This is a genomic window from Micromonospora sp. NPDC049645, from assembly GCF_040675155.1.
Lineage (GTDB): Bacteria > Actinomycetota > Actinomycetes > Mycobacteriales > Micromonosporaceae > Micromonospora.
The window spans coordinates 343,166-363,200 of sequence record NZ_JBFAOI010000001.1; the positions used below are offsets into that span (position 1 = coordinate 343,166).

Sequence of the window (20,035 nt, forward strand, 5' to 3'; positions counted from 1 at the left end):
CCGGTTACGGCTGCCCGACGACGGCCCGAGCGCCGCCGCCACGGTCTCCGCCGTCAACGCCTCGGTCGGCCCGTCGATCAGCTCGTGCAGCGACAGGTCGTCGTCCGGCCCGCTCGTTTCCCGCATCACGCCCCCAGCAGGCTCTGGCCGCAGACCCGGACCACGTTTCCGGTGACCGCGCCGCTGGCCGGCCAGGCCAGCCAGCCGATCGTCTCCGCCACGTCGACCGGCAACCCGCCCTGGGCCAGGCTGTTCATCCGTCGGCCCGCCTCGCGGACCACCAGCGGGATGCGCGCGGTCAGCCGGGTCTCGATGAAACCGGGGGCCACCGCGTTGACGCTGATCCCCCGCTCCCGCAGGGTCGGCGCGAGCGATTCGACCAACCCGATCACCCCGGCCTTGCTGGTGGCGTAGTTGGTCTGCCCCCGGTTGCCGGCGATCCCGGCGATCGAGGAGACCGCGATGATCCGCCCGCCGGTCGGGATCAGCTCCCGCTCCAGCAGCACGTCGTTGATCCGTTCCTGGCTGGAGAGGTTGACGTCGATGACCTGGTCCCACCGGTCGGCGTCCATCCGGCCGAGCGTCTTGTCCCGGGTGATGCCGGCGTTGTGCACCACCACGTCGACCCGGCCGTGCCGGGTGGCCAGGTGCTCGGCGAGCCGGCTGGGCGCGTCCGGTGCGGTCAGGTCGAGCTGGAGGGCGGTGCCGCCGACCTCGTTGGCCACCGCGGCGAGCGCGTCGCCGGCGGCCGGGATGTCCAGGGCCACCACCCTGGCGCCGTCGCGGGCGAGCACCTTCGCCAGTGCCGCGCCGATGCCGCGCGCCGCGCCGGTGACCAGCACGACCTGCCCGTCCAGCGGGCGGTTCCAGTCGGCCGGGATACTCGCCGTGCCGCCGGCGACCCGGATGACCTGCCCCGAGACGTACGCGGAGCGGCCCGACAGCAGGAACCGGAGGGTCGATTCGAGGCCGATGCTGGGGTCGCCCTGGGCATGGGCCACCTGGACGAGTTGCGCGGTGATGCCCCGGCCGAACTCCTTGCCGATGCTGCGGACCAGCCCTTCCAGGGCGCGCTGTGCGGTCGCCTCGCGGGGGGTCGCGCACTCCCGCGCCGACTTGCCCAGCACGATCACCCGGCCGCTGGGCAGCACGGACCGGGCCTGCGGGTGGAAGAAGTCGTAGAGCTGGCGCAGGTCGGTCGAGTCGGTGATCCCGGTGGCGTCGAACAGCAAAGCGCCGTACCGCCGCGGGTTGTCGCCGTGCGGAGCAGCCGGCGCCTCAGCGCCCCCGGTCCATTCGGCGGCCGGGTCGGCCAGCTCGACCCCGGCGGCGGTCAGTCTCGCGGCCACCGGAGCGGCGTACCGGCTGCCGGTGGCCGCGCCGAGCAGGGCCGGCCCGGGCAGCAGCGGGTCGCCGGGGGTGTGCCGGCGCAGTGTCGGCGGGTTGGGCAGCCCGAGGCGCTTGACCAGCGCGCGGCCGGCGGCCGATTGGACGAAGCTCGCGTACCTGTCGGTCATGGGCGTAGCCTACTGGCGAGTAGGGTTCGAGCAACACATATCGAGGAGGCGGATCGTGCAGAGCATCCGGCGGGTCGCGGTCATCGGGGGCAACCGCATCCCCTTCGCCCGTTCCAACTCCCGCTACGCGGACGCGTCCAACGCCGACCTGCTCGGCGCGGCGCTCGACGGCCTGATCGCCCGCTACGGGCTGGCCGGGCAGCGCATCGGCGAGGTGGTCACCGGCGCGGTGCTCAAGCACTCCCGCGACTTCAACCTCACCCGCGAGGTGGTGCTCGGCTCCCGCCTCGACCCGCACACCCCGGCGTACGACATCCAGCAGGCGTGCGGCACCGGCCTGGAGGCGGCGATCCTGGTCGCCAACAAGATCGCCCTCGGGCAGCTCGACGTGGGCATCGCCGGCGGTGTGGACACCACCTCCGACGCCCCGCTGGCGGTCAACGAGGAGATGCGCCGCACCCTGCTCAAGCTCAACTCGGCCCGTACGCTCGGCGAACGCCTCAAGATAGCGGCGAAGCTGCGCCCACTCCAGCCGTTCAAGCCGGAGATCCCACGCAACGCCGAACCACGTACCGGCCTGTCCATGGGCGAGCACGCCGCCCAGACCGCGCTGCGCTGGCAGATCGACAGGCGATCCCAGGACGAGCTGGCCCTGCGCTCACACCAGCGGCTCGCCGCCGCGTACGACCGGGGCTTCTTCGACGACCTGATGACGCCGTACCTGGGGCTCACCCGCGACCAGAACCTCCGCCCGGACAGCACTCTGGACAAGCTCGGTTCGCTGAAGCCGCTCTTCGGCACCCGGGGCCCGGACGCCGAGCACGCCACCATGACCGCCGCCAACTCGTCGCCGCTCACCGACGGAGCGTCCACCGTGCTGCTCGCCAGCGAGGAGTGGGCGGCGGCGCACCACCTGCCCGTGCTGGCCTGGTTCAGCTGGTCGGAGACGGCAGCGGTGGACTTCGTGCACGGCGACGAGGGGTTGCTGATGGCACCCGCGTACGCGGTGCCCCGGATGCTGGCCCGCGCCGGGCTGACCTTGCAGGACTTCGACTACTACGAGATCCACGAGGCGTTCGCGTCGCAGGTGCTGGCCACCCTCGCCGCCTGGGAGTCGCCGGAGTTCTGCAAGGACCGGCTCGGCCTGGACGCGCCGCTGGGCGCGATCGACACCGACCGGCTCAACGTCAACGGCTCCTCACTGGCCGCCGGGCATCCGTTCGCCGCCACCGGCGGACGGATCGTGGCGACCCTGGCCAAGATGCTGGCCGAGCGGGGCAGCGGGCGAGGGCTGATCTCCATCTGCGCGGCCGGTGGTCAGGGCGTGACCGCCATCCTGGAGCGCTGAGCCTGCCCCGCTGCCAATGTCCCAATGTCTCTTTCACGGAGACATTGGGACATCACATCCCGATCAAGCGATCACGCACGGCGGGGTGGGATCCAGCCGAGGAACCGGGTGTGCAGCCTGTCGGCGGCGAGGTTCGGCAGATCAGCCGCCGCGTCCGCCAAATGAAGACCCAGGTGGAACGTCAGCGACAGTCGGTCGTGCGCGTACTCGATGAGAAGTCGCCGCCGACGATCCGAGCACGGCCACTCCTGTCCGCAGGCTGCACAGGCTAGGTCGGCCGCACGGGCACGTGCGGCGTCGGGATCTCGCGTCCCACCGGTCGTGCGGCGGGTAGCACCCGCAGGGCAGCCAGGCGGACAAGTACCTGGCGCCTACGCGGGCCGTCCGGCCCCACCGAGGAGTTGGAGATTCTCGCCCTGCCACCCCAGGTGCCGGTGATCCGCCAGTTCCGGGTCGTTCGCTCGGTGCAGGGGCAACCGGTCGAGGTGTCCGTCCTGATCAAGGGTCAGCAGCAAATCCGGCCCTAGCCGAGCTGCCCGGACGACCTCGACAGTCCGGCCCGGTCCGGGGGTGGGCCGACGCGTGCGGGACAATGAGGTACGTGACGACGATCCCCAACGTGCTGGCCAACCGGTACGCCTCGCCCGAACTGGTCGCCCTCTGGTCTCCGGAGGAGAAGGTCCGGATGGAGCGGCGGCTCTGGCTCGCCGTGCTCCGTGCCCAGCGCGACCTGGGCGTGTCGGTGCCGGACGGCGTGGTCGAGGCGTACGAGCGGGTGCTCGACCAGGTCGACCTCGCCTCGATCGCCGAGCGGGAGCGGGTCACCCGGCACGACGTGAAGGCCCGGATCGAGGAGTTCAGCGCGCTCGCCGGGCACGAGCACGTGCACAAGGGGATGACCTCGCGGGACCTCACCGAGAACGTCGAACAGCTCCAGGTGCGTGCCTCGCTGGAGCTGATCCGTGACCGGGTGGTGGCCACCCTGGCCCGGCTCGCCTTCCTGGCGTACGAGCACTCCGAGCTGGTCATGACCGGTCGTTCGCACAACGTGGCGGCGCAGGCCACCACGCTGGGCAAGCGCTTCGCGTCGGCGGCGGAGGAGTTGCTGATCGCGTACGAGCGGCTGGAGGAGCTGATCGCCCGCTACCCGCTGCGGGGGATCAAGGGGCCGGTCGGCACGGCCGCCGACCAGCTCGACCTCTTCGACGGCGACGCCGACAAGGTGGCCGAGTTGGAGCGCCGCGTCGCCGAGCACCTGGGCTTCTCCCGGGTGCTGGACAGCGTCGGGCAGGTCTACCCGCGCTCGCTCGACTTCGACGTGCTGGCCGCGCTGGCCCAGACCGCCGCCGCGCCGTCGTCGCTGGCCACCACGATCCGGTTGATGGTCGGTCAGGAGTTGGCGACCGAGGGCTTCAAGCCCGGCCAGGTCGGCTCCAGCGCGATGCCGCACAAGATGAACACCCGCTCGTCGGAGCGGGTGAACGGCTTCGCTGTGATCATTCGGGGTTACCTGTCGATGGTCGGCGAGTTGGCCGGTGACCAGTGGAACGAGGGGGACGTGTCCTGCTCGGTGGTCCGCCGGGTGGCCCTGCCGGACGCGTTCTTCGCCGCCGACGGGCTGTTCCAGACGTTCCTCACCGTGCTCGACGAGTTCGGCGCGTACCCCGCGGTGATCAACCGGGAGCTGGAACGCTTCCTGCCGTTCCTGGCCACCACGAAGATCCTGGTCGCGGCGGTCCGCCGGGGTGTCGGCCGGGAGGTCGCCCACGAGGTGATCAAGGAACACGCGGTCGCGGTGGCCCTGGCCATGCGCGAGAAGGGCTCGCCGGAGAACGACCTCTTCGACCGGCTGGCGGCGGACGGTCGACTCAACCTGTCCCGGGCCGACATCGACACCCTGGTCGCCGACCGGAGCGCCTTCGTGGGCGCGGCCCAAGCCCAGGTGGCAGCGGTAACGAAGCGGATCGCCGCAGTGGTGACAGCCCACCCGGAGGCGGCCACCTACAGCCCGCCCCCGATCCTCTAACCCACCCACCCCCAACCCCACCCACCCCAGGGCCGGGCCACAGCCTGCGTTGATCATGAGGTTGTTGCCCTGCGCATCGGCGTGTCGCGGCAATAACTTCATGATCACCGGGAGTGGTGGCGGGTGGTTACTCGCCGGTTGGGATTTCTGCGGCTGATCTGAGGTTGGGGGCGCTCGCCGGTTCGGCGATGCCGCCGAGGGACTCGGCGAAGGCCGGGTCGGTGGCGGTCGCCGCGGCGACCGCCGGCTGGTCGGCGGGCATGACCTCGGGCATCTTGGGTACGGCGATCACGGCCGTCCCGTACGCGCAGATCTCCATCCACATCTCGCCGCAGTCCCGGCTGTCGAACCGCATGCCGATCACCGCGTTCGCGCCGAGCCGCAGGGCCTCCTCGCCGAGGCGGGTCACCGAGTCGGTGCGCCACCGGGTCAGGTTGTCCGGGGCCATCGGGTCGTACGCGCCACCGCGCAGGTTCTTGACACCCTCGCGGTACGGGTTGCGCGTCCTGGCCATCGATGACACCACCTCACCGAGAATCTGGCGGATCTCGTAGCCGGGCAGTTGCTCCGTCGTCACGACCAGCACGTTTCCGATGCTGTCAGTCGTGGCGCGACCCGATCGGGTGCATTGTTCACCTGATCGGATGCTGCAAAACGGCGCGGCGCGGACGGTCGGCACGTGGCCGACCATCCGCGCCGCGGCGGGCGCTAACCGTCAGACACCGGCCACCGAGGTGATCCAGGCCCGGTTGTACGCAACGCTGCCGTAGTTCTGGATGCTCGACCCGTCGGCGGTGGAGGCGACGCCGACCTGCTGCCCGTTGTAGAACTGCGGGCCACCGGAGTCACCGCGCCAGGCGTTGCCGTTGATCCGGGTGCTGCGGATCGCCTGCCCGCCGTACGCGTCGGTGGCGCTGTTGCTGGTCACCCGGACGGTGGCGGTCTTGAGCTGGCTGGACGCGTCGCACCCGCTGTAGCAGGTCATGCCCCACCCGTAGATCGAGTTCGTCGAGTTGATCGGGGGGTTGCTGCTCGCCAGGCTCACCGCGGAGGTGCTGACGGTGCTGGAGAGCCGCATCAGGGCGAGGTCGTTGCGGGTGTAGGTGGCGCTGACCGTACGGGTGACCCCGCCCGAGGAGCGGTAGACGCTGCCGACCCGGACGGACATGGTGCCGCTGATGCAGTGTCGGGCGGTGAGCACCCACTGGGCGGCGATCACGCTGCCGGAGCAGGTGAACGAGCCGTTGCTGAACACCGCGGCGGCCCAGGGCGCGGACGAGACGGTGCCGCCACCGATGATGGGTTGCGGGCCGGCCGGGGCGGCGGACGCGGCGGACGTGACGCCGAGGGCGCCGACCAGCGCGGTGCTGAGTACGGCGAGCAGGGGGCGGATGCGCATCGGGTGGACTCCTTGGACGGGGCGGGCCCGGGGTCGCCGGGTGCGGATGGGGCGACAGCGGGGGTTCCCGCGAGCGCCTGGATCGACTTACGTCGATGAACAGTAGGGCCCGGCGCGATCATTATCAAGCATCTGATCGAGGTTAGCCAATGTAACGATTCAGCCACCCGCTGCGCCGTGTATGTCCTGCTGAACCCGCCTGTCGCGCCTGGCGGGCCACCCCGGGCGCCGGTGATGTCGATCACTGCCTGAACTGCACCCGGCCGGTGCGTCCGCAGCGATATCTGCCAGGTAGGCTGGCTGCGCTCGCCCGTTGTGGGTCGGCACCCAACTGCGTACACAGTCAGGAGTGCCCAGTGCCTCGCGTCGTCGTCGACGTCATGCTCAAGCCCGAGATCCTCGATCCGCAGGGCCAGGCCGTCGCAAACGCGCTGCCCCGGCTCGGCGTCGGTGACGTCGCCTCGGTTCGGATCGGCAGGCGGATCGAGATCGAGTTCACCGGTGAACCGGACCTGGACCGCGCTCGGGAGATTGCCGACAAACTGCTCGCCAACCCGGTCATCGAGGACTTCACCGTCCGCCTGATCGAGGCCGACGAGACCGCGGACGCCCGCTCGTGACCGCCCGGGTCGGTGTGGTCACCTTCCCCGGCTCGCTCGACGACGGGGACGCGGCCCGAGCCGTCCGGATCGCCGGCGCCGAGCCGGTCCGGCTCTGGCACGGCGACCCGGAGCTGCACGGCGTCGACGCGGTCGTTCTGCCCGGCGGCTTCTCCTACGGTGACTACCTGCGGTGCGGTGCCATCGCCCGGTTCGCCCCGGTGATGGAGACGATCGTGGACGCCGCCAGGGGTGGTCTGCCGGTGCTCGGCATCTGCAACGGCTTCCAGATCCTGTGCGAGGCGCACCTGCTGCCCGGGGCGCTCACCCGCAACCAGCACCTGCACTTCCGCAACCGGGACCAGGTCCTGCGCATCGAGTCGGCCGGGACCGCGTGGACCAACGCGTTCCAGCCCGGCCAGGAGGTGCTCATCCCGGTCAAGAACGGTGAGGGCTGCTACGTCGCGGACACCGCGACGCTGGACCAGCTCGAAGCCGAGGGCCGGGTGGTCGCCCGCTACGTCGGCGGCAACCCCAACGGATCCCAGCGCGACATCGCCGCGATCACCAACGCCGCCGGCAACGTGGTCGGCATCATGCCGCACCCCGAGCACGCGGTGGAGGCGCTCACCGGCCCTTCGCTGGACGGCCTCGGCTTCTTCACGTCGGTCCTCAAGCACCTGGTGGGGGCGCCGGCATGACCGGCGGCACGATCATCGGTCAGCTCAACCGCGTCTCTGGCGGGCACGAGCGCAGCGAGGAGAGGTCATGACCACCCATCCGGACCCGGTACGGGACACACCGGAGGCGTACTCCGCCCCGGCGCAGCCGGCCGAGCCGAGCCCGGTCGCCCCGGCGACCGCTCCCGTCCAGCCGGCCGCTGCCGTCTGGACCGAGGGCGTCGACACCGTGCCGCGCGCCGGTGGCACCCCGGGCGAGCTTCAGCCGTACACCGAACTGGGCCTGCGCGACGACGAGTACGACCGGATCCGGCAGATCCTCGGCCGCCGCCCCACCCAGTCCGAGCTCGCCATGTACTCGATCATGTGGAGCGAGCACTGCTCGTACAAGTCGAGCAAGGTGCACCTGCGCCAGTTCGGCGAGAAGGCCCCGCAGAGCGACCGGTTGCTCGCCGGCATCGGTGAGAACGCCGGTGTCGTGCAGGTCTCCGACGAGCTGGCGGTGACCTTCAAGGTCGAGTCGCACAACCACCCGAGCTTCGTCGAGCCGTACCAGGGTGCGGCGACCGGCGTCGGCGGCATCGTCCGGGACATCCTCGCCATGGGTGCCCGCCCGGTCGCGGTGATGGACCCGCTGCGTTTCGGTGCCGCGGACCACCCGGACACCGCCCGGGTGCTCACCGGCGTGGTCGCCGGCGTCGGCGGCTACGGCAACTGCCTGGGTCTGCCCAACATCGGTGGTGAGCTGGTCTTCGACCCTTCCTACCAGGGCAACCCGCTGCTCAACGCGCTCTGCCTGGGTGTGCTGCCGGTCGACCGGTTGCAGAACAAGGCCGCCGCCGGCCCGGGCAACGTTGTCGTCCTGATGGGCGCCAAGACCGGCCGCGACGGCATCGGCGGCGTCTCGGTGCTGGCCAGCGCCACCTTCGACGAGGGCAGCGAGGCCCGCCGACCCGCCGTGCAGGTCGGCGACCCGTTCACCGAGAAGCTGCTGATCGAGGCGTGCCTGGAGCTGTACGACGGTCAGCTGGTCGTCGGCATCCAGGACCTCGGCGGCGCCGGCCTGACCTGCGCGCTCACCGAGACCGCCGCCGCCGCCGGCACCGGCATGCGGGTCTGGCTGGAGCGGGTGCCGCTGCGCGAGCCCTCGATGGACCCGCACGAGATCCTGGCCAGCGAGTCGCAGGAGCGGATGCTGCTCGTCGTCGAGCCGGACAAGCTCGACGCGGTGCTCAAGACCTGCGAGAAGTGGGGCGTCCTCGCCACCGCGATCGGTGAGGTCACCGCACCGGAGCCGGACGGCCGCCCGGGTCGACTGCTGATCACCTGGCAGGACCACCTGGTCGTCGACGTGCCGCCGGGTTCGTTGGTCGACGACGGCCCGGTCTACGCCCGGCCGATGCGTGAGCCGGCCGACCTGATCCTGCTCCAGGCCGACCGGGCCGAGACGCTGCCCCGCCCGGCCGACCCGGACGCGCTCCGGGAGACCGTGCTGCGCATGATCGCGTCGCCCAACCTGGCCGACAAGACCTGGGTCACCGAGCAGTACGACCGCTACGTGCTGGGCAACACCGTGCTCGCCCAGCCGGAGGACGGCGGCGTGATCCGGATCGACGAGCGGTCCGGCCTCGGCGTGGCGCTGTCGGTGGACGGCAACGGCCGGTACGCCAGACTGGACCCGTACAACGGCACCAAGCTGGCCCTCGCGGAGGCGTACCGGAACGTGGCGGTGACCGGCGCGAAGCCGATCGCCGTGACCAACTGCCTCAACTTCGGCTCCCCGGAGGACCCGGGCGTGATGTGGCAGTTCGCCGAGGCCGTACGCGGCCTGGCGGACGGCTGCCTGGAGCTGGGCATCCCGGTGACCGGCGGCAACGTCAGCTTCTACAACCAGACCGGCGCGGCGGCCATCCACCCGACCCCGGTGGTCGGCGTGCTGGGCGTGTTGGACAACGTCGCCGACCGGGTCCCGATGGGCTTCGTGCCGCGTGCCGGTGGCGACCACGACCAGCTCTACCTGCTCGGCGAGACGAACGTGGAGCTGTCCGGCTCGGAGTGGGCCTGGGTGACGCACGAGCACCTCGGCGGCATCCCGCCGCAGGTGGACCTCGCGCGGGAGAAGGCGCTCGCCGACCTGCTGGCCGAGGCGGCCCGCGTCGGTCACCTCAGCTCGGCACACGACCTCTCCGACGGTGGTCTCGCGCAGAGCCTGGTCGAGTCCTGCCTGCGTCGCGGCGTCGGTGCCCGGGTCGCGGTGCCGGAGCAGTTCGCCGAGGGCTCGATGCCGTTCGTCTACCTGTTCAGCGAGTCCGCCACGCGGGCGCTGGTCTCGGTGCCGCGCGGCCACGACAAGGCGTTCGCGGCGCTCTGCGCCGAGCGGGGCGTGCCGTTCGAGCTGATCGGCGTCACCGACCCGTCCGGCGGGGCGCTCGAGGTGCACGGTCAGTTCCGGATCGGCCTGGACGAGCTGCGCGCCGCGCACACCGAGACGCTGCCACGCCTCTTCGGAGGCTCGGCGGCCGTCGAGGTGCCCGCGCCGGCCGCCGGTGTGGCGGGTGCGGTCGAGGCCGTACCGCTGCCGGCCGCCGCCGCGACCGAGCCGGTCGACCCGGCCGAGGTGGTCTCCGAGCCGATCGCCTCTTCGGGTCCGTCCCCGGAGACCGGCGCGGTCGAGCCGATCGGGTCGGACCAGCCCGGTGGGGCGTCCGAGTCTGACTCCGGTGTCACCGAGCCGTCGCCTGACGAGCGCTGAGGCGTTGGCGGCGGCCGTCTACGGCCAACCCGGTTCCGGTGCCCGGTTCGACTGGGGGCTGACCGGGGCGGCCGAGCTCGGTCGGGTCTGTGCGGCGCTGGTGGTGGTGGACGTTCTCTCGTTCACCACCGCCGTCGAGGTGGCGGTCGCCCGTGGCATGCGGGTGCACCCGTTCCCCTGGGGCGAACAGGCCGCCGAGTACGCCGTCCGGCTCGGCGCGACCGCCGCGGTCGGGCGGCGGCAGACGACCGCGGACCATCCGTGGTCGCTCTCGCCCGCCGCCCTGAGCAGCGCGCCCGTGGTGGCGGACCTGGTGCTGCCCTCGCCGAACGGCTCGGCCATCAGTGCCGCCGCCAGCGCCACCGGCCTGCCGGTGGTCGCGGCGTGCCTGCGTAACGCACGCGCCGTCGGGCGTTGGCTGCGCCGCCAGGGGTACGGCACGGTGGACGCCCCGATCGGCGTGATCGCCTCGGGGGAGCGATGGCCGGACGGCTCACTGCGCCCCTCGGTGGAGGACCAGCTCGGCGCCGCTGCCGTGCTCGACGCCCTCTCCGGCGTGCCGGGTGGGCTCTCGGTGGAGGCGGCCATGGCGCTCGCCGCGCTGGCGAGCACCCCGGACGTGCCCGCCGCCGTACGCGGCAGCGTCTCCGGACGGGAGCTGGTCGAGAGCGGCTTCGCCGAGGACGTGGCTGTCGCCGTACGGATCGGCGTGTCGGACGTCGTGCCGGTGCTCCACCACGGCGTCTTCTCCGCCGCCTGACCGCGCCTGACCGCGCCTGACCGCGCCTGACCGCGCCTGACCGCGCCTGACCGCGCGCGTCCGGCCCGCGCTCCGTGATCAACTCGACTTTCAGGAAGTCGGGGTGTCCGGGGCTGCGGGATGGTCCGGCTTCCTGAAAGCCGAGTGGGTCATGCAGCGAAACGGCCACCCGGGAACTCCGGGTGGCCGTTTTCCGTGCGCTGCGTTGGGTCAGTCGTCCAGCCAGTCGAGGCGGCGACCGCCGCGCTCGGTCGGTGGCGGCGGCGGGGTTTCCGGCCGGTTCCGCCCGGCGGGCTGGCCGTAGCCGCCCTGGTCGTAGCCCCGGTCGTCGTAGCCGCCGCGCTGCTGCGGGGGCTCCTGGCCGTAGCTGCCGCCCTGGTCGTATCCACCGGCGGGCTGGCCGTAGCCGCCCTGGTCGTAGCCCCGGTCGTCGTAGCCGCCGCGCTGCTGCGGAGGCTCCTGGCCGTAGCCGCCGCCCTGGTCGTAACCGCCGGCCGGTTGGCCGTAGCCGCCCTGGTCGTACCCGCCAGCCTCCGGAGCGCCGTATCCCTTGGTCGGCTCGGCGGCGCGACCGCCGTACGGGGCGGGATCGGGCTGGCCGTACCCCTGCCCCTGCTCGGGCTGGTAGACGCCGGTGGCGTACGGGTCGGCCGGGGCCGGGTACTGGGTGCTGTCGCCGGTGTACCGGCCGGTCGGCTCGTCGAACCGCTCGCCGTAGGCCGCACCGCCAGCCGGAGCCGGCGGGTAGGCGGCGGTTCCGCCCGGAGCGTCGTAGTCACGGCTGCCGTAGCCGCCACCGGAGGCCGGGGCATTGCCGTAGCCGCCGCCAGATGCTGGCGCGTTGCCGTAGCCGGCACCGGGCGCGGCACCGTAGGCGTCACCGGCCGCACCGGCACCGTAGCCGCCCTCCGGGCCGGCCGGAGCGCCGTAACCGCCACCCGACGCGGGCGCGTTGCCGTAACCGCCGGCTCCGTAGCCACCGGACGCCGGCTCGTCGCCGTAGCCGCCGCCCCAGCCCTGCTGTCCCGCGCCGCCGTATGCCGGGGCAGGGGCGCCGTACGGGTCCGGTGGGACGTCGTCGACCACCGGGCGGTGCATCATCGTGGGCGCCTCGCTCAGCGCCGCGCCGCCGACCATGGTCGGGTCGGCGCCGCCGCCGGGACGACCGCCGACCACCCGGGTCTGGTCGTCGGGGCCGCGGAACCCGCCCCGCGAGGGCGGCACCACACCGCCGCCACCGGCGGCCGCCGGAGCGTCGTCGTCGTCGCCGCTCTCCTTGCGCTTCATCCAGAGCAGCACGATCGTGCCGACACCGGCGGCGACCAGCAGACCACCGAGCAAAATGATCAGGTACGAGCCGATGCCGCCGCTGTCCTCGCTGTTTGCGGCATTCGCCGGAGCGCCCGGGCTGGCCTCCTCGGAAGGCTCCTCTTCGGTGCCCTCCTCGGTCGCCTCGTCGGTGGGAGTGGCCTCGGGGGTGGCGGAGGGGGTGGCGCTGGGCGTCACCTCGACCTTGAGCGCGAGGCTGATCCGTTGGCCGGTGACGGCCTGGCCGGCGGCGGCGTTGATGGTCTTGGTGGCCACCACGTTGTCGAACGTGGCGCCCAGGTCGATCCGGCCGGGTGCGATCGGCTTGTCGGTGGTCCCGTTGAAGCGGAAGTCACCGCTGCCGTTGCTTGTGGTGTCGAATCGCCGGCCGGTGCTGTCCTGGAGCATGACCACGGCGTTCGCGACCGACTTGCTGTCCGCCTGCGAGATCACCTTGCCGGAGATCGACCGCACGGTCTGGTTCTGCGGCGGTGGCGGCGCGGCCTTGCCCTTCACGGTCAGCGAGACGTTGGCGGTGTCCGGGCCCGAAGGGGCCTCGACCGCCACCGTGATGTTCGCGGTCGCGTCGCCAGCGCTGTCGTTGGCGGCGATCCGGACCAGCACCGAGCCTTTCGGGCTGCCTCCCAGGCCGCCGCCGGAGAGTTTGACGTCGCCGCAGCCACCGGCGCAGCTGACGCCGGACGGCAGGCCGGAGAGGCTGACCTTCGCCGATTCGTCGCCATCCTCCCCGGTGACGCGCACGGTGATCGTGGCGTCACTGCCCGCGTTTACGGTGACCGAGCCGGGAGAGACGTCGACGTCCGCGGCCAGGGCTGGTGTGGCGGGGACGGTGAGCAGAGCGCCGGCAACCAGCGCTACGACCACACCGGCCCGCTGCTTCCAGGCACGTCGGTGTGTTGACACGTCCACCGCCTTCCGGGCTGACTTCCCTCTGACCGGCGGGGCGCCGGGCCGGGGATCATCACGGTACGAATACGCCGTCGGCAACTATGCCTTGTCCGACTGCAAGAGCGCGACCCAGGGCCAGCGTCGCGTGTCTGGCCTGGGGGTCGTATCGTCCCGTCGTGTCCTCTCCGCACAGTAAGTCCGCTGCCGTTGCGGCCGCCCTGTCGGCGCTCGACGAGGGGCGTACGCCCGAACGGACGGTGTTCCGTGAGGCGGTCCGGTCGTTGTTGGCCGTCCTCGCGGAGCGCGCCCCCGGCCGATCGGTGGAGGTGCGTGTCCCACCATACGGGGCGATCCAGTGCGTTCCGGGGCCTCGACACACCAGAGGAAACCCGCCAAATGTGGTCGAGATGGCAGCGGATACCTGGTTGCAGGTGGCGACCGGCAGGGTTGGCTGGGCGGAGGCGATCACCGAGGGTCGCATTCAGGTGAGTGGCAACCGGGCCGATCTCTCGGCGTATCTGCCCCTCTAACTGATTCGATGTCCCACTCAGCGTGACGCTGCGCAGGGAGATCGTGACTTTCTGTATTGACTGCGATTCGCGTACACTGTCAGGCGACGACAGTGGTCCCGGCAGAGGAGTGTGGATCCGCCCGTGATCCCCGCCCGGCCGGTCCAGACCAGCATGAGGGAGCGGTAGGTGCCCCGAGGCGACGGCCGGCTGAGCCACGACCTTGACCCCCAACGACCTGGCCCCCAGGATGCCTGCGGCGTCTTCGGCGTCTGGGCCCCCGGCGAAGAGGTTGCCAATCTGACCTACTTCGGCCTCTACGCCCTACAGCACCGCGGCCAGGAGGCGGCGGGCATCGCGGTGAGCGATGGTTCCGGCGTGGTGGTCTACAAGGACCTCGGCCTGGTGGCGCAGGTCTTCGACGAGCCGACCCTGGCGAGCCTGCGCGGTCACCTGGCGATCGGGCACGCCCGATACTCCACGACCGGCGCATCGAACTGGGAGAACGCCCAGCCGACGATCCGGTCGACGACCTCCGGCACGACCATCGCGCTGGCCCACAACGGCAACCTGGTCAACACGGCCGAGCTGGAGAAGGAGGTCGCCGACCGCGGCCTCGTCGCGGACGGGTCGACCAACGACACCTCCCTGGTGACGATGCTGCTCGCCGGCCGACCGGATCTGTCGGTCGAGGCGGCCGCACTGGAGGTGCTGCCGCAGCTGCGCGGCGCGTTCAGCTTCGTCTTCATGGACGAGTCGACCCTCTACGCGGCCCGCGATCCGCACGGCGTCCGCCCACTGGTGCTCGGCCGCCTGGAGCGCGGCTGGGTGGTCGCCAGTGAGACGGCCGCACTGGACATCGTCGGCGCCAGCGTGGTGCGCGAGGTCGAGCCGGGCGAGCTGATCGCGATCGACGAGAACGGGCTGCGCTCCACCCGGTTCGCCGCGCCGGAGCCGAAGGGCTGCCTCTTCGAGTACGTCTACATCGCCCGCCCGGACGCCACGATCGCCGGGCGCAACGTCCACGCGGCGCGGGTGCAGATCGGCCGGCAGTTGGCCAAGGAGCACCCGGTCGAGGCCGACCTGGTCATCCCGGTGCCCGAGTCGGGCACGCCGGCCGCGATCGGCTACGCGGAGGCGTCCGGCATCACCTACGGCGCCGGCCTGATGAAGAACCCGTACGTCGGGCGCACCTTCATCCAGCCGTCGCAGACCCTGCGGCAGCTCGGCATCCGGCTCAAGCTCAACCCGCTGCGGGAGAACGTCCGGGGCAAGCGGTTGGTGGTCGTGGACGACTCGATCGTGCGCGGCAACACCCAGCGTGCCATCGTCCGGATGTTGCGCGAGGCGGGGGCGCTGGAGGTGCACGTCCGGATCTCCTCGCCGCCGGTCAGCTGGCCGTGCTTCTACGGCATCGACTTCGCCACCCGGGCGGAGCTGCTGGCCAACGGGTTGGACAACGACGGCATCCGGCGCTCCATCGGCGCCGACACGCTGGGCTACGTTTCGCTTCCTGGCCTGATCGCCGCGACCGAGCAGCCGAAGACCCGGTTGTGTCGGGCGTGTTTCGATGGGGAGTACCCGATCGAGTTGCCGGCCGGCAACCTGATCGGCAAGCACGTGCTCGAAGGGGTGGGTCGACGCGTCGCCAACTCGGCGCTGGAAGCCACGCACACCAACGGCTCGTCCGTCGCCACTCCGGGTGGCGTTACCGCAAACCGCCCGTAGCACCAACCGGCGCGGCCCGGCCACCGCCGGCGGCACCGAGAACCAAAGGGGAGAACCGTGACGCACGTGTCCGAGCGCAGCGGCGCAGGAAGCAGCCCGACCGGCGCCGGCGGCGACCGCCAGCCCTGGACGGGCGGTGCTGGCCGCCAGGCGCGCAAACGCTCGGTCTCGTACGCCGACGCCGGCGTCTCGATCGACGCGGGCGACCGCGCGGTGGAGTTGCTGAAGTCGAAGGTGCGGCAGACCCGCCGTCCCGAGGTACTCGGTGACCTCGGTGGGTTCGCCGGCCTGTTCCGGTTGGACACGAAGAAGTACAAGAGCCCGATCCTGGCGTCCTCGACCGACGGGGTGGGCACCAAGCTGGTGATCGCCCAGCAGATGGACATCCACGACACGGTCGGCATCGACCTGGTCGCGATGGTCGTGGACGACCTGGTGGCCTGCGGCGCCGAGCCGCTGTTCCTGCTCGACTACATCGCCACCGGCGAGGTCGTCCCGGACAAGGTCGCCGAGATCGGCGCGGGCATCGCCGACGGCTGCCGGTACGCGGGCTGCGCGCTGCTGGGCGGGGAGACCGCCGAGCACCCGGGCGTCCTGCGCCCGGACGAGTACGACATCTCCGCGACCGGCGTCGGCGTTGTCGAGGAGGCCGACATCCTCAGCCCGGAGCGGGTCGAGGTGGGCGACGTGGTGATCGCCATGCGCTCGTCCGGCCTGCACTCCAACGGCTACTCGCTGGTCCGGCACGTGCTGCTCGGCGCGGCCCGGATGCGACTGGACATCGTGATCGACGACTTCGGTCGGCAGCGGACCCTCGGTGAGGAGCTGCTCACCCCGACCAAGATCTACGCCAAGGACTGCCTCAAGCTGATTGCCGAGGCGGAGGTGCGGGCGCTGTCCCACATCACCGGCGGTGGCATCCCCGGCAACCTGGTCCGGGTGCTGCCGGAGCACGTCGACGCGGTGGTCAACCGGTCCACCTGGAAGCCGCAGCCGATCTTCGACCTGATCCAGTCGAAGGGTCGGATCGACGACCAGGACATGGAGTCGACCTTCAACATGGGCGTCGGCATGTTCGCGATCGTGTCGGCCGAGGACGCCGACCGGGCGCTGGCCACCCTGACCGGCCGTGGCGTCGAGGCGTGGCAGGCCGGCGAAATCATCGAGGGCACCGGCAACGTGCAGATGGTCGGCCAGCACACCCGCGGATGATCACTTTGCGGTGATCGTACGGGCACCTGATCAGGGCTTCACCCGAGTGGCCAATGCCGCCTAGCCTGAAGGGCACCCTCAGGCTAGGCGGAGGAGGGCGATGGCTGCTCGGGGACAGTCGTTCAGCGGGATGCGCGGTCTGGCCGCCGTCCCGTCGTACGTCGTCATGCAGCCCACCACCCTCTGCAATCTCGACTGCGCGTACTGCTACCTGCCGTTCCGGGCCGCCGACCGTCGGATGCCGGTGGCGGTGGCCGAGGCGGTCGCCGAGGCGGTCAATCCCTGGGCGGCGGCGGGCCGGTTCTCCGTGGTGTGGCACGGCGGCGAGCCGTTGGCGGCCGGCCGGGAACACCTGGCCGACCTGATGGCACCGTTCGGGCCTGAGGTCGAGCACCACGTGCAGACCAACGCCACTCTCATCGACGACGACTGGTGCGACTTCTTCGTCCGGCACGAGATGCGGGTGAGCGTGAGCGTCGACGGGCCTCGGGCGCGCAACGGCGACCGGGTCAATCGGGGTGGTCAGCCGGCGTACGACCGGATCCTGCGCGGCATCGCGGCGCTGCGCCGTCGCGGTCTGCCCTTCTCCGCGCTGGCCGTGGTGTCCCGACCGGAGCCGGGGCTCGCCACCGAGCTGTACGACTACTTCCTCGAACTGGGCTGCGACGTGTTGGGCATCAACATCGAGGAGACCGAGGGGGTCAACACCCGCGACAACCGCCACGACCCGTCGGTGGTGTCCGCGTTCTGGGCGGAGTTGGTCGGGGCCTGGCGTCGTGAGCCCCGCATTCACCTCCGCGAGATCGAGTGGTCGTTGCGCTACGCCGCGGCGGTGCTCGACAACTCGGCGGACGGGGTGCTGCCCCGCCACCTGGACCCGATCCCCACGATCGGTCACGACGGCTCGGTGGTCGTGCTCTCCCCGGAGTTGGCCGGCTTCACCGACCCCCGCTACGGCGATTTCAGCAGCGGCAACGTGCTGACGAGCCCGTTGGCGCAGATCCTCAGCGGTGCGGCGGAGACGCCGTGGGTGGGGGAGTTTCTGGCCGGGGTGGAGGCGTGTCGGGTGTCCTGCCCGTACTTCGGCTTCTGTGGCGGCGGCCATGCCGCCAACCGTTACTTCGAGCTGGGGCGTTTTGACGGTACGGAGACCGAGCACTGCCGCAACAGCAAGATCCGCCTATTGGAGGGAGTGTTGAAGCATGCCCGAGACCACCAGTCACCGGCGGCCTGAGCGCGAAGCGGACGACGGAGTCACCGAACGGGTGCGGGAGGCAGCTCCTGCGCTCGTCGCGCTGCTTCAGGAGGCCGAGGATGCCCGCCGGCTGCGCTCGGAGGTGTCGGGCGGCGACGGCTCCAGCGCGGTCTGCGCCTGGAACCACTTCGAGAACATCCCGACGTTCTACAACTGGAACAATCGCCCGCGCTGAGGGGGCCGTTGTCAGGGGCCTGTCGAACGGCCGGAGTGGCTCCGGTCGGGCCAGGCCCCTGATCGCCGGCGACTGCGCCTGCACGGGACGTGCGTGAGCACGCGGGGGTTACCGCGTGCTCAGCTGCGTCGAGAGGTCAGCGGGTCGGACGGACCCAGGGATCCGGATCGTCGTCCGCGTGATCCTCATCATCGTCGTCGACGAACTCTTTAGAGTCGTCGTCGAAGTGGTGCTCAGACTTACCAGCACCCGCCAGTTCGCGCTGCAAGGCGGTGAGGTCGGTGTTCGGGGAGTGGTACTTCAACTCCCGCGCCACCTTCGTCTGCTTGGCCTTAGCACGGCCGCGCCCCATGGCTCGACCCCCTCGCACAGAATGCGGGGCAGCCCGAAGGCGGGCCCCGATGACGTCAGGCATCTCTCGTGGCTCTTACGGTACATGGGGATGCCACCGTTCGGCACCTCGGGTTACCGTCAGCCGGCTCTGCGCGTCGCGTCGATCCGGCCGTCACCCAGTGTACCGGGTAAGGAGCGGAACGGTTAGCACCCGTGACACCGGACAAACCGCATCAAATTTGACCCGTTCTCAGCTTACCGAGCCGTGCCGTCGCAGGAGGCCCGGAGGCGGATCCCGTCGACCCGCCCCCGGGAACGCGCTCAGCGCAGGCGGATCGCCCGAAGCCGGCCGACGTCCGCCATCCGCCGCTCCGCCAGTCGGTCGGCGGCCACGGCCGGCGGCACGCCCTCGACGTCGGCCAGGTGCAGGATCTCGCGGGTGGTGTCGAAGATCCGGGTCGCCCGCAGCTTCGCCCGCTCGAAGTTGAAGCCCTCGATCTCGTCGGCCACCTGGATGACGCCACCGGCGTTGACCACGTAGTCCGGGGTGTAGAGGATGCCCCGGTCGGCGAGCAGCTTCTCGATCCCCGGGTGGGCGAGCTGGTTGTTCGCCGCCCCGGTCACCACCTTGGCGCGCAGTGCCGGCACGGTGTCGTCGTTCAGGGCGCCGCCCAGCGCGCACGGCGCGTACACGTCGAGGTCCGCGGCGACCAGCGCGCTGGCGTCGTCGACCAGGGTGACCTGCGGGTGGTTGGTGCGCACCCAGGCCAGCGCCTTCGGGTTGACGTCGGTGGCGACGACCTCGGCGCCGTCCTCCAGCAGGTGCCCGGTGAGGTACTTGCCGACCTTGCCCAGGCCGGCCACGCCGACCCGTCGGCCCCGCAGGCTCGGGGTGCCCCACACGTGCTCGGCCGCGGCCCGCATCCCCTGGAAGACGCCCCAGGCGGTGAGGATCGAGGAGTCACCGGCGCCGCCGTGCTCCACGCTGCGCCCGGTCACGTAGCGGGTCTCCCGGGCCACCACGTCCATGTCCGCCACGTAGGTGCCGACGTCGCAGGCGGTGTAGTAGCGGCCGCCCAGCGACTCCACGAAGCGACCGAACGCGCGCAGCAACGCCTCGCTCTTGATCTGCTCCGGGTCGCCCCAGATGACGGCCTTGCCCCCGCCCAGGTCCAGCCCGGCGAGGGCGTTCTTGTAGGCCATCCCGCGGGACAGGTCCAACACGTCGGCGAGGGCGTCGTCCTCGCTGTCGTACGGGTAGAAGCGGGTGCCGCCGAGCGCCGGGCCCAGCGCGGTGTTGTAGATCCCGATGATCGCCTTCAGGCCGCTCTGCTTGTCCTGGCAGAACACGACCTGTTCGTGACCTGTCGAGACCGGGTCGTCTGTGCTCGCGAATACGCCCATGATCTGCTCCTACGTGGTGTGCGTCCTTGTGGGACGTGGACCTGGTGGACCCCGGCGGGGATGCTGCCGGTGTGATCGAGCCTAGTATCGGCCGCCGCCCGGGCGCTCGACGCGCCGCCGC

General features: G+C 71.4%; 17 protein-coding genes and 1 pseudogene. 12 read left to right on the forward strand and 6 right to left on the reverse strand.

The window, feature by feature from the left end:
- Nucleotides 1-125: 125 nt before the first annotated feature.
- On the reverse strand, nt 126-1,517 hold the full coding sequence (locus tag AB0J33_RS01685) for a 3-oxoacyl-ACP reductase (protein WP_363608775.1): 1,392 nt from the start codon (nt 1,515-1,517) through the stop codon (nt 126-128).
- Nucleotides 1,518-1,572: 55 nt separating this feature from the next.
- Here AB0J33_RS01685 and AB0J33_RS01690 point away from each other — a divergent pair, with 55 nt between their 5' ends.
- From AB0J33_RS01690 to purB, 3 genes and pseudogenes are all read left to right on the forward strand, one after another.
- Nucleotides 1,573-2,865 carry an acetyl-CoA C-acetyltransferase gene (locus AB0J33_RS01690; protein WP_363608777.1) on the forward strand — a complete coding sequence of 431 codons (1,293 nt, stop codon included), beginning with the start codon at nt 1,573-1,575 and terminating at the stop codon, nt 2,863-2,865.
- A 392-nt stretch (nt 2,866-3,257) separates the two neighbouring features.
- Nucleotides 3,258-3,392, forward strand: a pseudogene (locus tag AB0J33_RS01695) (GntR family transcriptional regulator); the annotation flags it as partial.
- A 74-nt stretch (nt 3,393-3,466) separates the two neighbouring features.
- Complete coding sequence (gene purB, locus AB0J33_RS01700) at nt 3,467-4,891, forward strand: adenylosuccinate lyase (protein ID WP_363608779.1); 1,425 nt, start codon at nt 3,467-3,469, stop codon at nt 4,889-4,891.
- 127 nt (nt 4,892-5,018) lie between these two features.
- Here purB and AB0J33_RS01705 read toward each other — a convergent pair whose 3' ends face one another.
- Together AB0J33_RS01705 and AB0J33_RS01710 are read right to left on the reverse strand one after the other, a co-directional pair.
- A complete protein-coding gene (locus tag AB0J33_RS01705) occupies nt 5,019-5,582 on the reverse strand; it encodes a YbjQ family protein (protein WP_363608781.1) in 564 nt (187 codons plus the stop codon).
- A gap of 24 nt (nt 5,583-5,606) precedes the next feature.
- Nucleotides 5,607-6,290, reverse strand: coding sequence for a DUF1986 domain-containing protein (locus AB0J33_RS01710; protein ID WP_363608783.1), 684 nt, complete (start codon nt 6,288-6,290; stop codon nt 5,607-5,609).
- Between the two features lie 356 nt (nt 6,291-6,646).
- Between AB0J33_RS01710 and purS the strand changes: the two genes are divergently transcribed.
- The 4 genes from purS (at nt 6,647) to AB0J33_RS01730 (ending at nt 11,081) form a co-directional block, all read left to right on the forward strand.
- A complete protein-coding gene (gene purS, locus AB0J33_RS01715; RefSeq protein ID WP_363608785.1) occupies nt 6,647-6,910 on the forward strand; it encodes a phosphoribosylformylglycinamidine synthase subunit PurS in 264 nt (87 codons plus the stop codon).
- A complete protein-coding gene (gene purQ, locus AB0J33_RS01720) occupies nt 6,907-7,590 on the forward strand; it encodes a phosphoribosylformylglycinamidine synthase subunit PurQ (RefSeq protein ID WP_091396055.1) in 684 nt (227 codons plus the stop codon). The genes purS and purQ overlap by 4 nt, the downstream gene beginning before the upstream one ends.
- Nucleotides 7,591-7,657: 67 nt before the next feature.
- Nucleotides 7,658-10,321, forward strand: coding sequence for a phosphoribosylformylglycinamidine synthase subunit PurL (purL, locus tag AB0J33_RS01725; RefSeq protein ID WP_363608788.1), 2,664 nt, complete (start codon nt 7,658-7,660; stop codon nt 10,319-10,321).
- A gap of 4 nt (nt 10,322-10,325) precedes the next feature.
- On the forward strand, nt 10,326-11,081 hold the full coding sequence (locus AB0J33_RS01730; RefSeq protein WP_363610164.1) for a 2-phosphosulfolactate phosphatase: 756 nt from the start codon (nt 10,326-10,328) through the stop codon (nt 11,079-11,081).
- Between the two features lie 210 nt (nt 11,082-11,291).
- Here the strand turns inward: AB0J33_RS01730 and AB0J33_RS01735 are convergent, their stop codons facing one another.
- Nucleotides 11,292-13,313, reverse strand: coding sequence for a carboxypeptidase-like regulatory domain-containing protein (locus AB0J33_RS01735; RefSeq protein ID WP_363608790.1), 2,022 nt, complete (start codon nt 13,311-13,313; stop codon nt 11,292-11,294).
- Nucleotides 13,314-13,474: 161 nt separating this feature from the next.
- Between AB0J33_RS01735 and AB0J33_RS01740 the strand changes: the two genes are divergently transcribed.
- The 5 genes from AB0J33_RS01740 to amcA all read left to right on the forward strand — a co-directional run bounded on the left by AB0J33_RS01740 (nt 13,475) and on the right by amcA (nt 18,177).
- Nucleotides 13,475-13,828: a sterol carrier family protein gene (locus tag AB0J33_RS01740; protein WP_363608792.1), complete on the forward strand. Its 354-nt coding sequence runs from the start codon at nt 13,475-13,477 to the stop codon at nt 13,826-13,828.
- Nucleotides 13,829-13,996: 168 nt separating this feature from the next.
- Nucleotides 13,997-15,535: an amidophosphoribosyltransferase gene (gene purF, locus AB0J33_RS01745; protein ID WP_363608794.1), complete on the forward strand. Its 1,539-nt coding sequence runs from the start codon at nt 13,997-13,999 to the stop codon at nt 15,533-15,535.
- Nucleotides 15,536-15,592: 57 nt separating this feature from the next.
- Entirely contained in the window at nt 15,593-16,747 is a 1,155-nt protein-coding gene (purM, locus tag AB0J33_RS01750; protein WP_130406149.1) for a phosphoribosylformylglycinamidine cyclo-ligase, read from the forward strand.
- Nucleotides 16,748-16,877: 130 nt separating this feature from the next.
- A complete protein-coding gene (amcB, locus tag AB0J33_RS01755) occupies nt 16,878-17,981 on the forward strand; it encodes a cyclophane-forming radical SAM peptide maturase AmcB (protein WP_363610166.1) in 1,104 nt (367 codons plus the stop codon).
- Nucleotides 17,950-18,177, forward strand: coding sequence for a multiple cyclophane-containing RiPP AmcA (amcA, locus tag AB0J33_RS01760; RefSeq protein WP_363608796.1), 228 nt, complete (start codon nt 17,950-17,952; stop codon nt 18,175-18,177). The genes amcB and amcA overlap by 32 nt, the downstream gene beginning before the upstream one ends.
- A 136-nt stretch (nt 18,178-18,313) precedes the next feature.
- Here the strand turns inward: amcA and AB0J33_RS01765 are convergent, their stop codons facing one another.
- Complete coding sequence (locus AB0J33_RS01765) at nt 18,314-18,529, reverse strand: DUF3073 domain-containing protein (RefSeq protein ID WP_030332207.1); 216 nt, start codon at nt 18,527-18,529, stop codon at nt 18,314-18,316.
- A 302-nt stretch (nt 18,530-18,831) separates the two neighbouring features.
- On the reverse strand, nt 18,832-19,914 hold the full coding sequence (locus tag AB0J33_RS01770) for a Glu/Leu/Phe/Val dehydrogenase (RefSeq protein WP_363608798.1): 1,083 nt from the start codon (nt 19,912-19,914) through the stop codon (nt 18,832-18,834).
- Nucleotides 19,915-20,035: the final 121 nt, after the last annotated feature.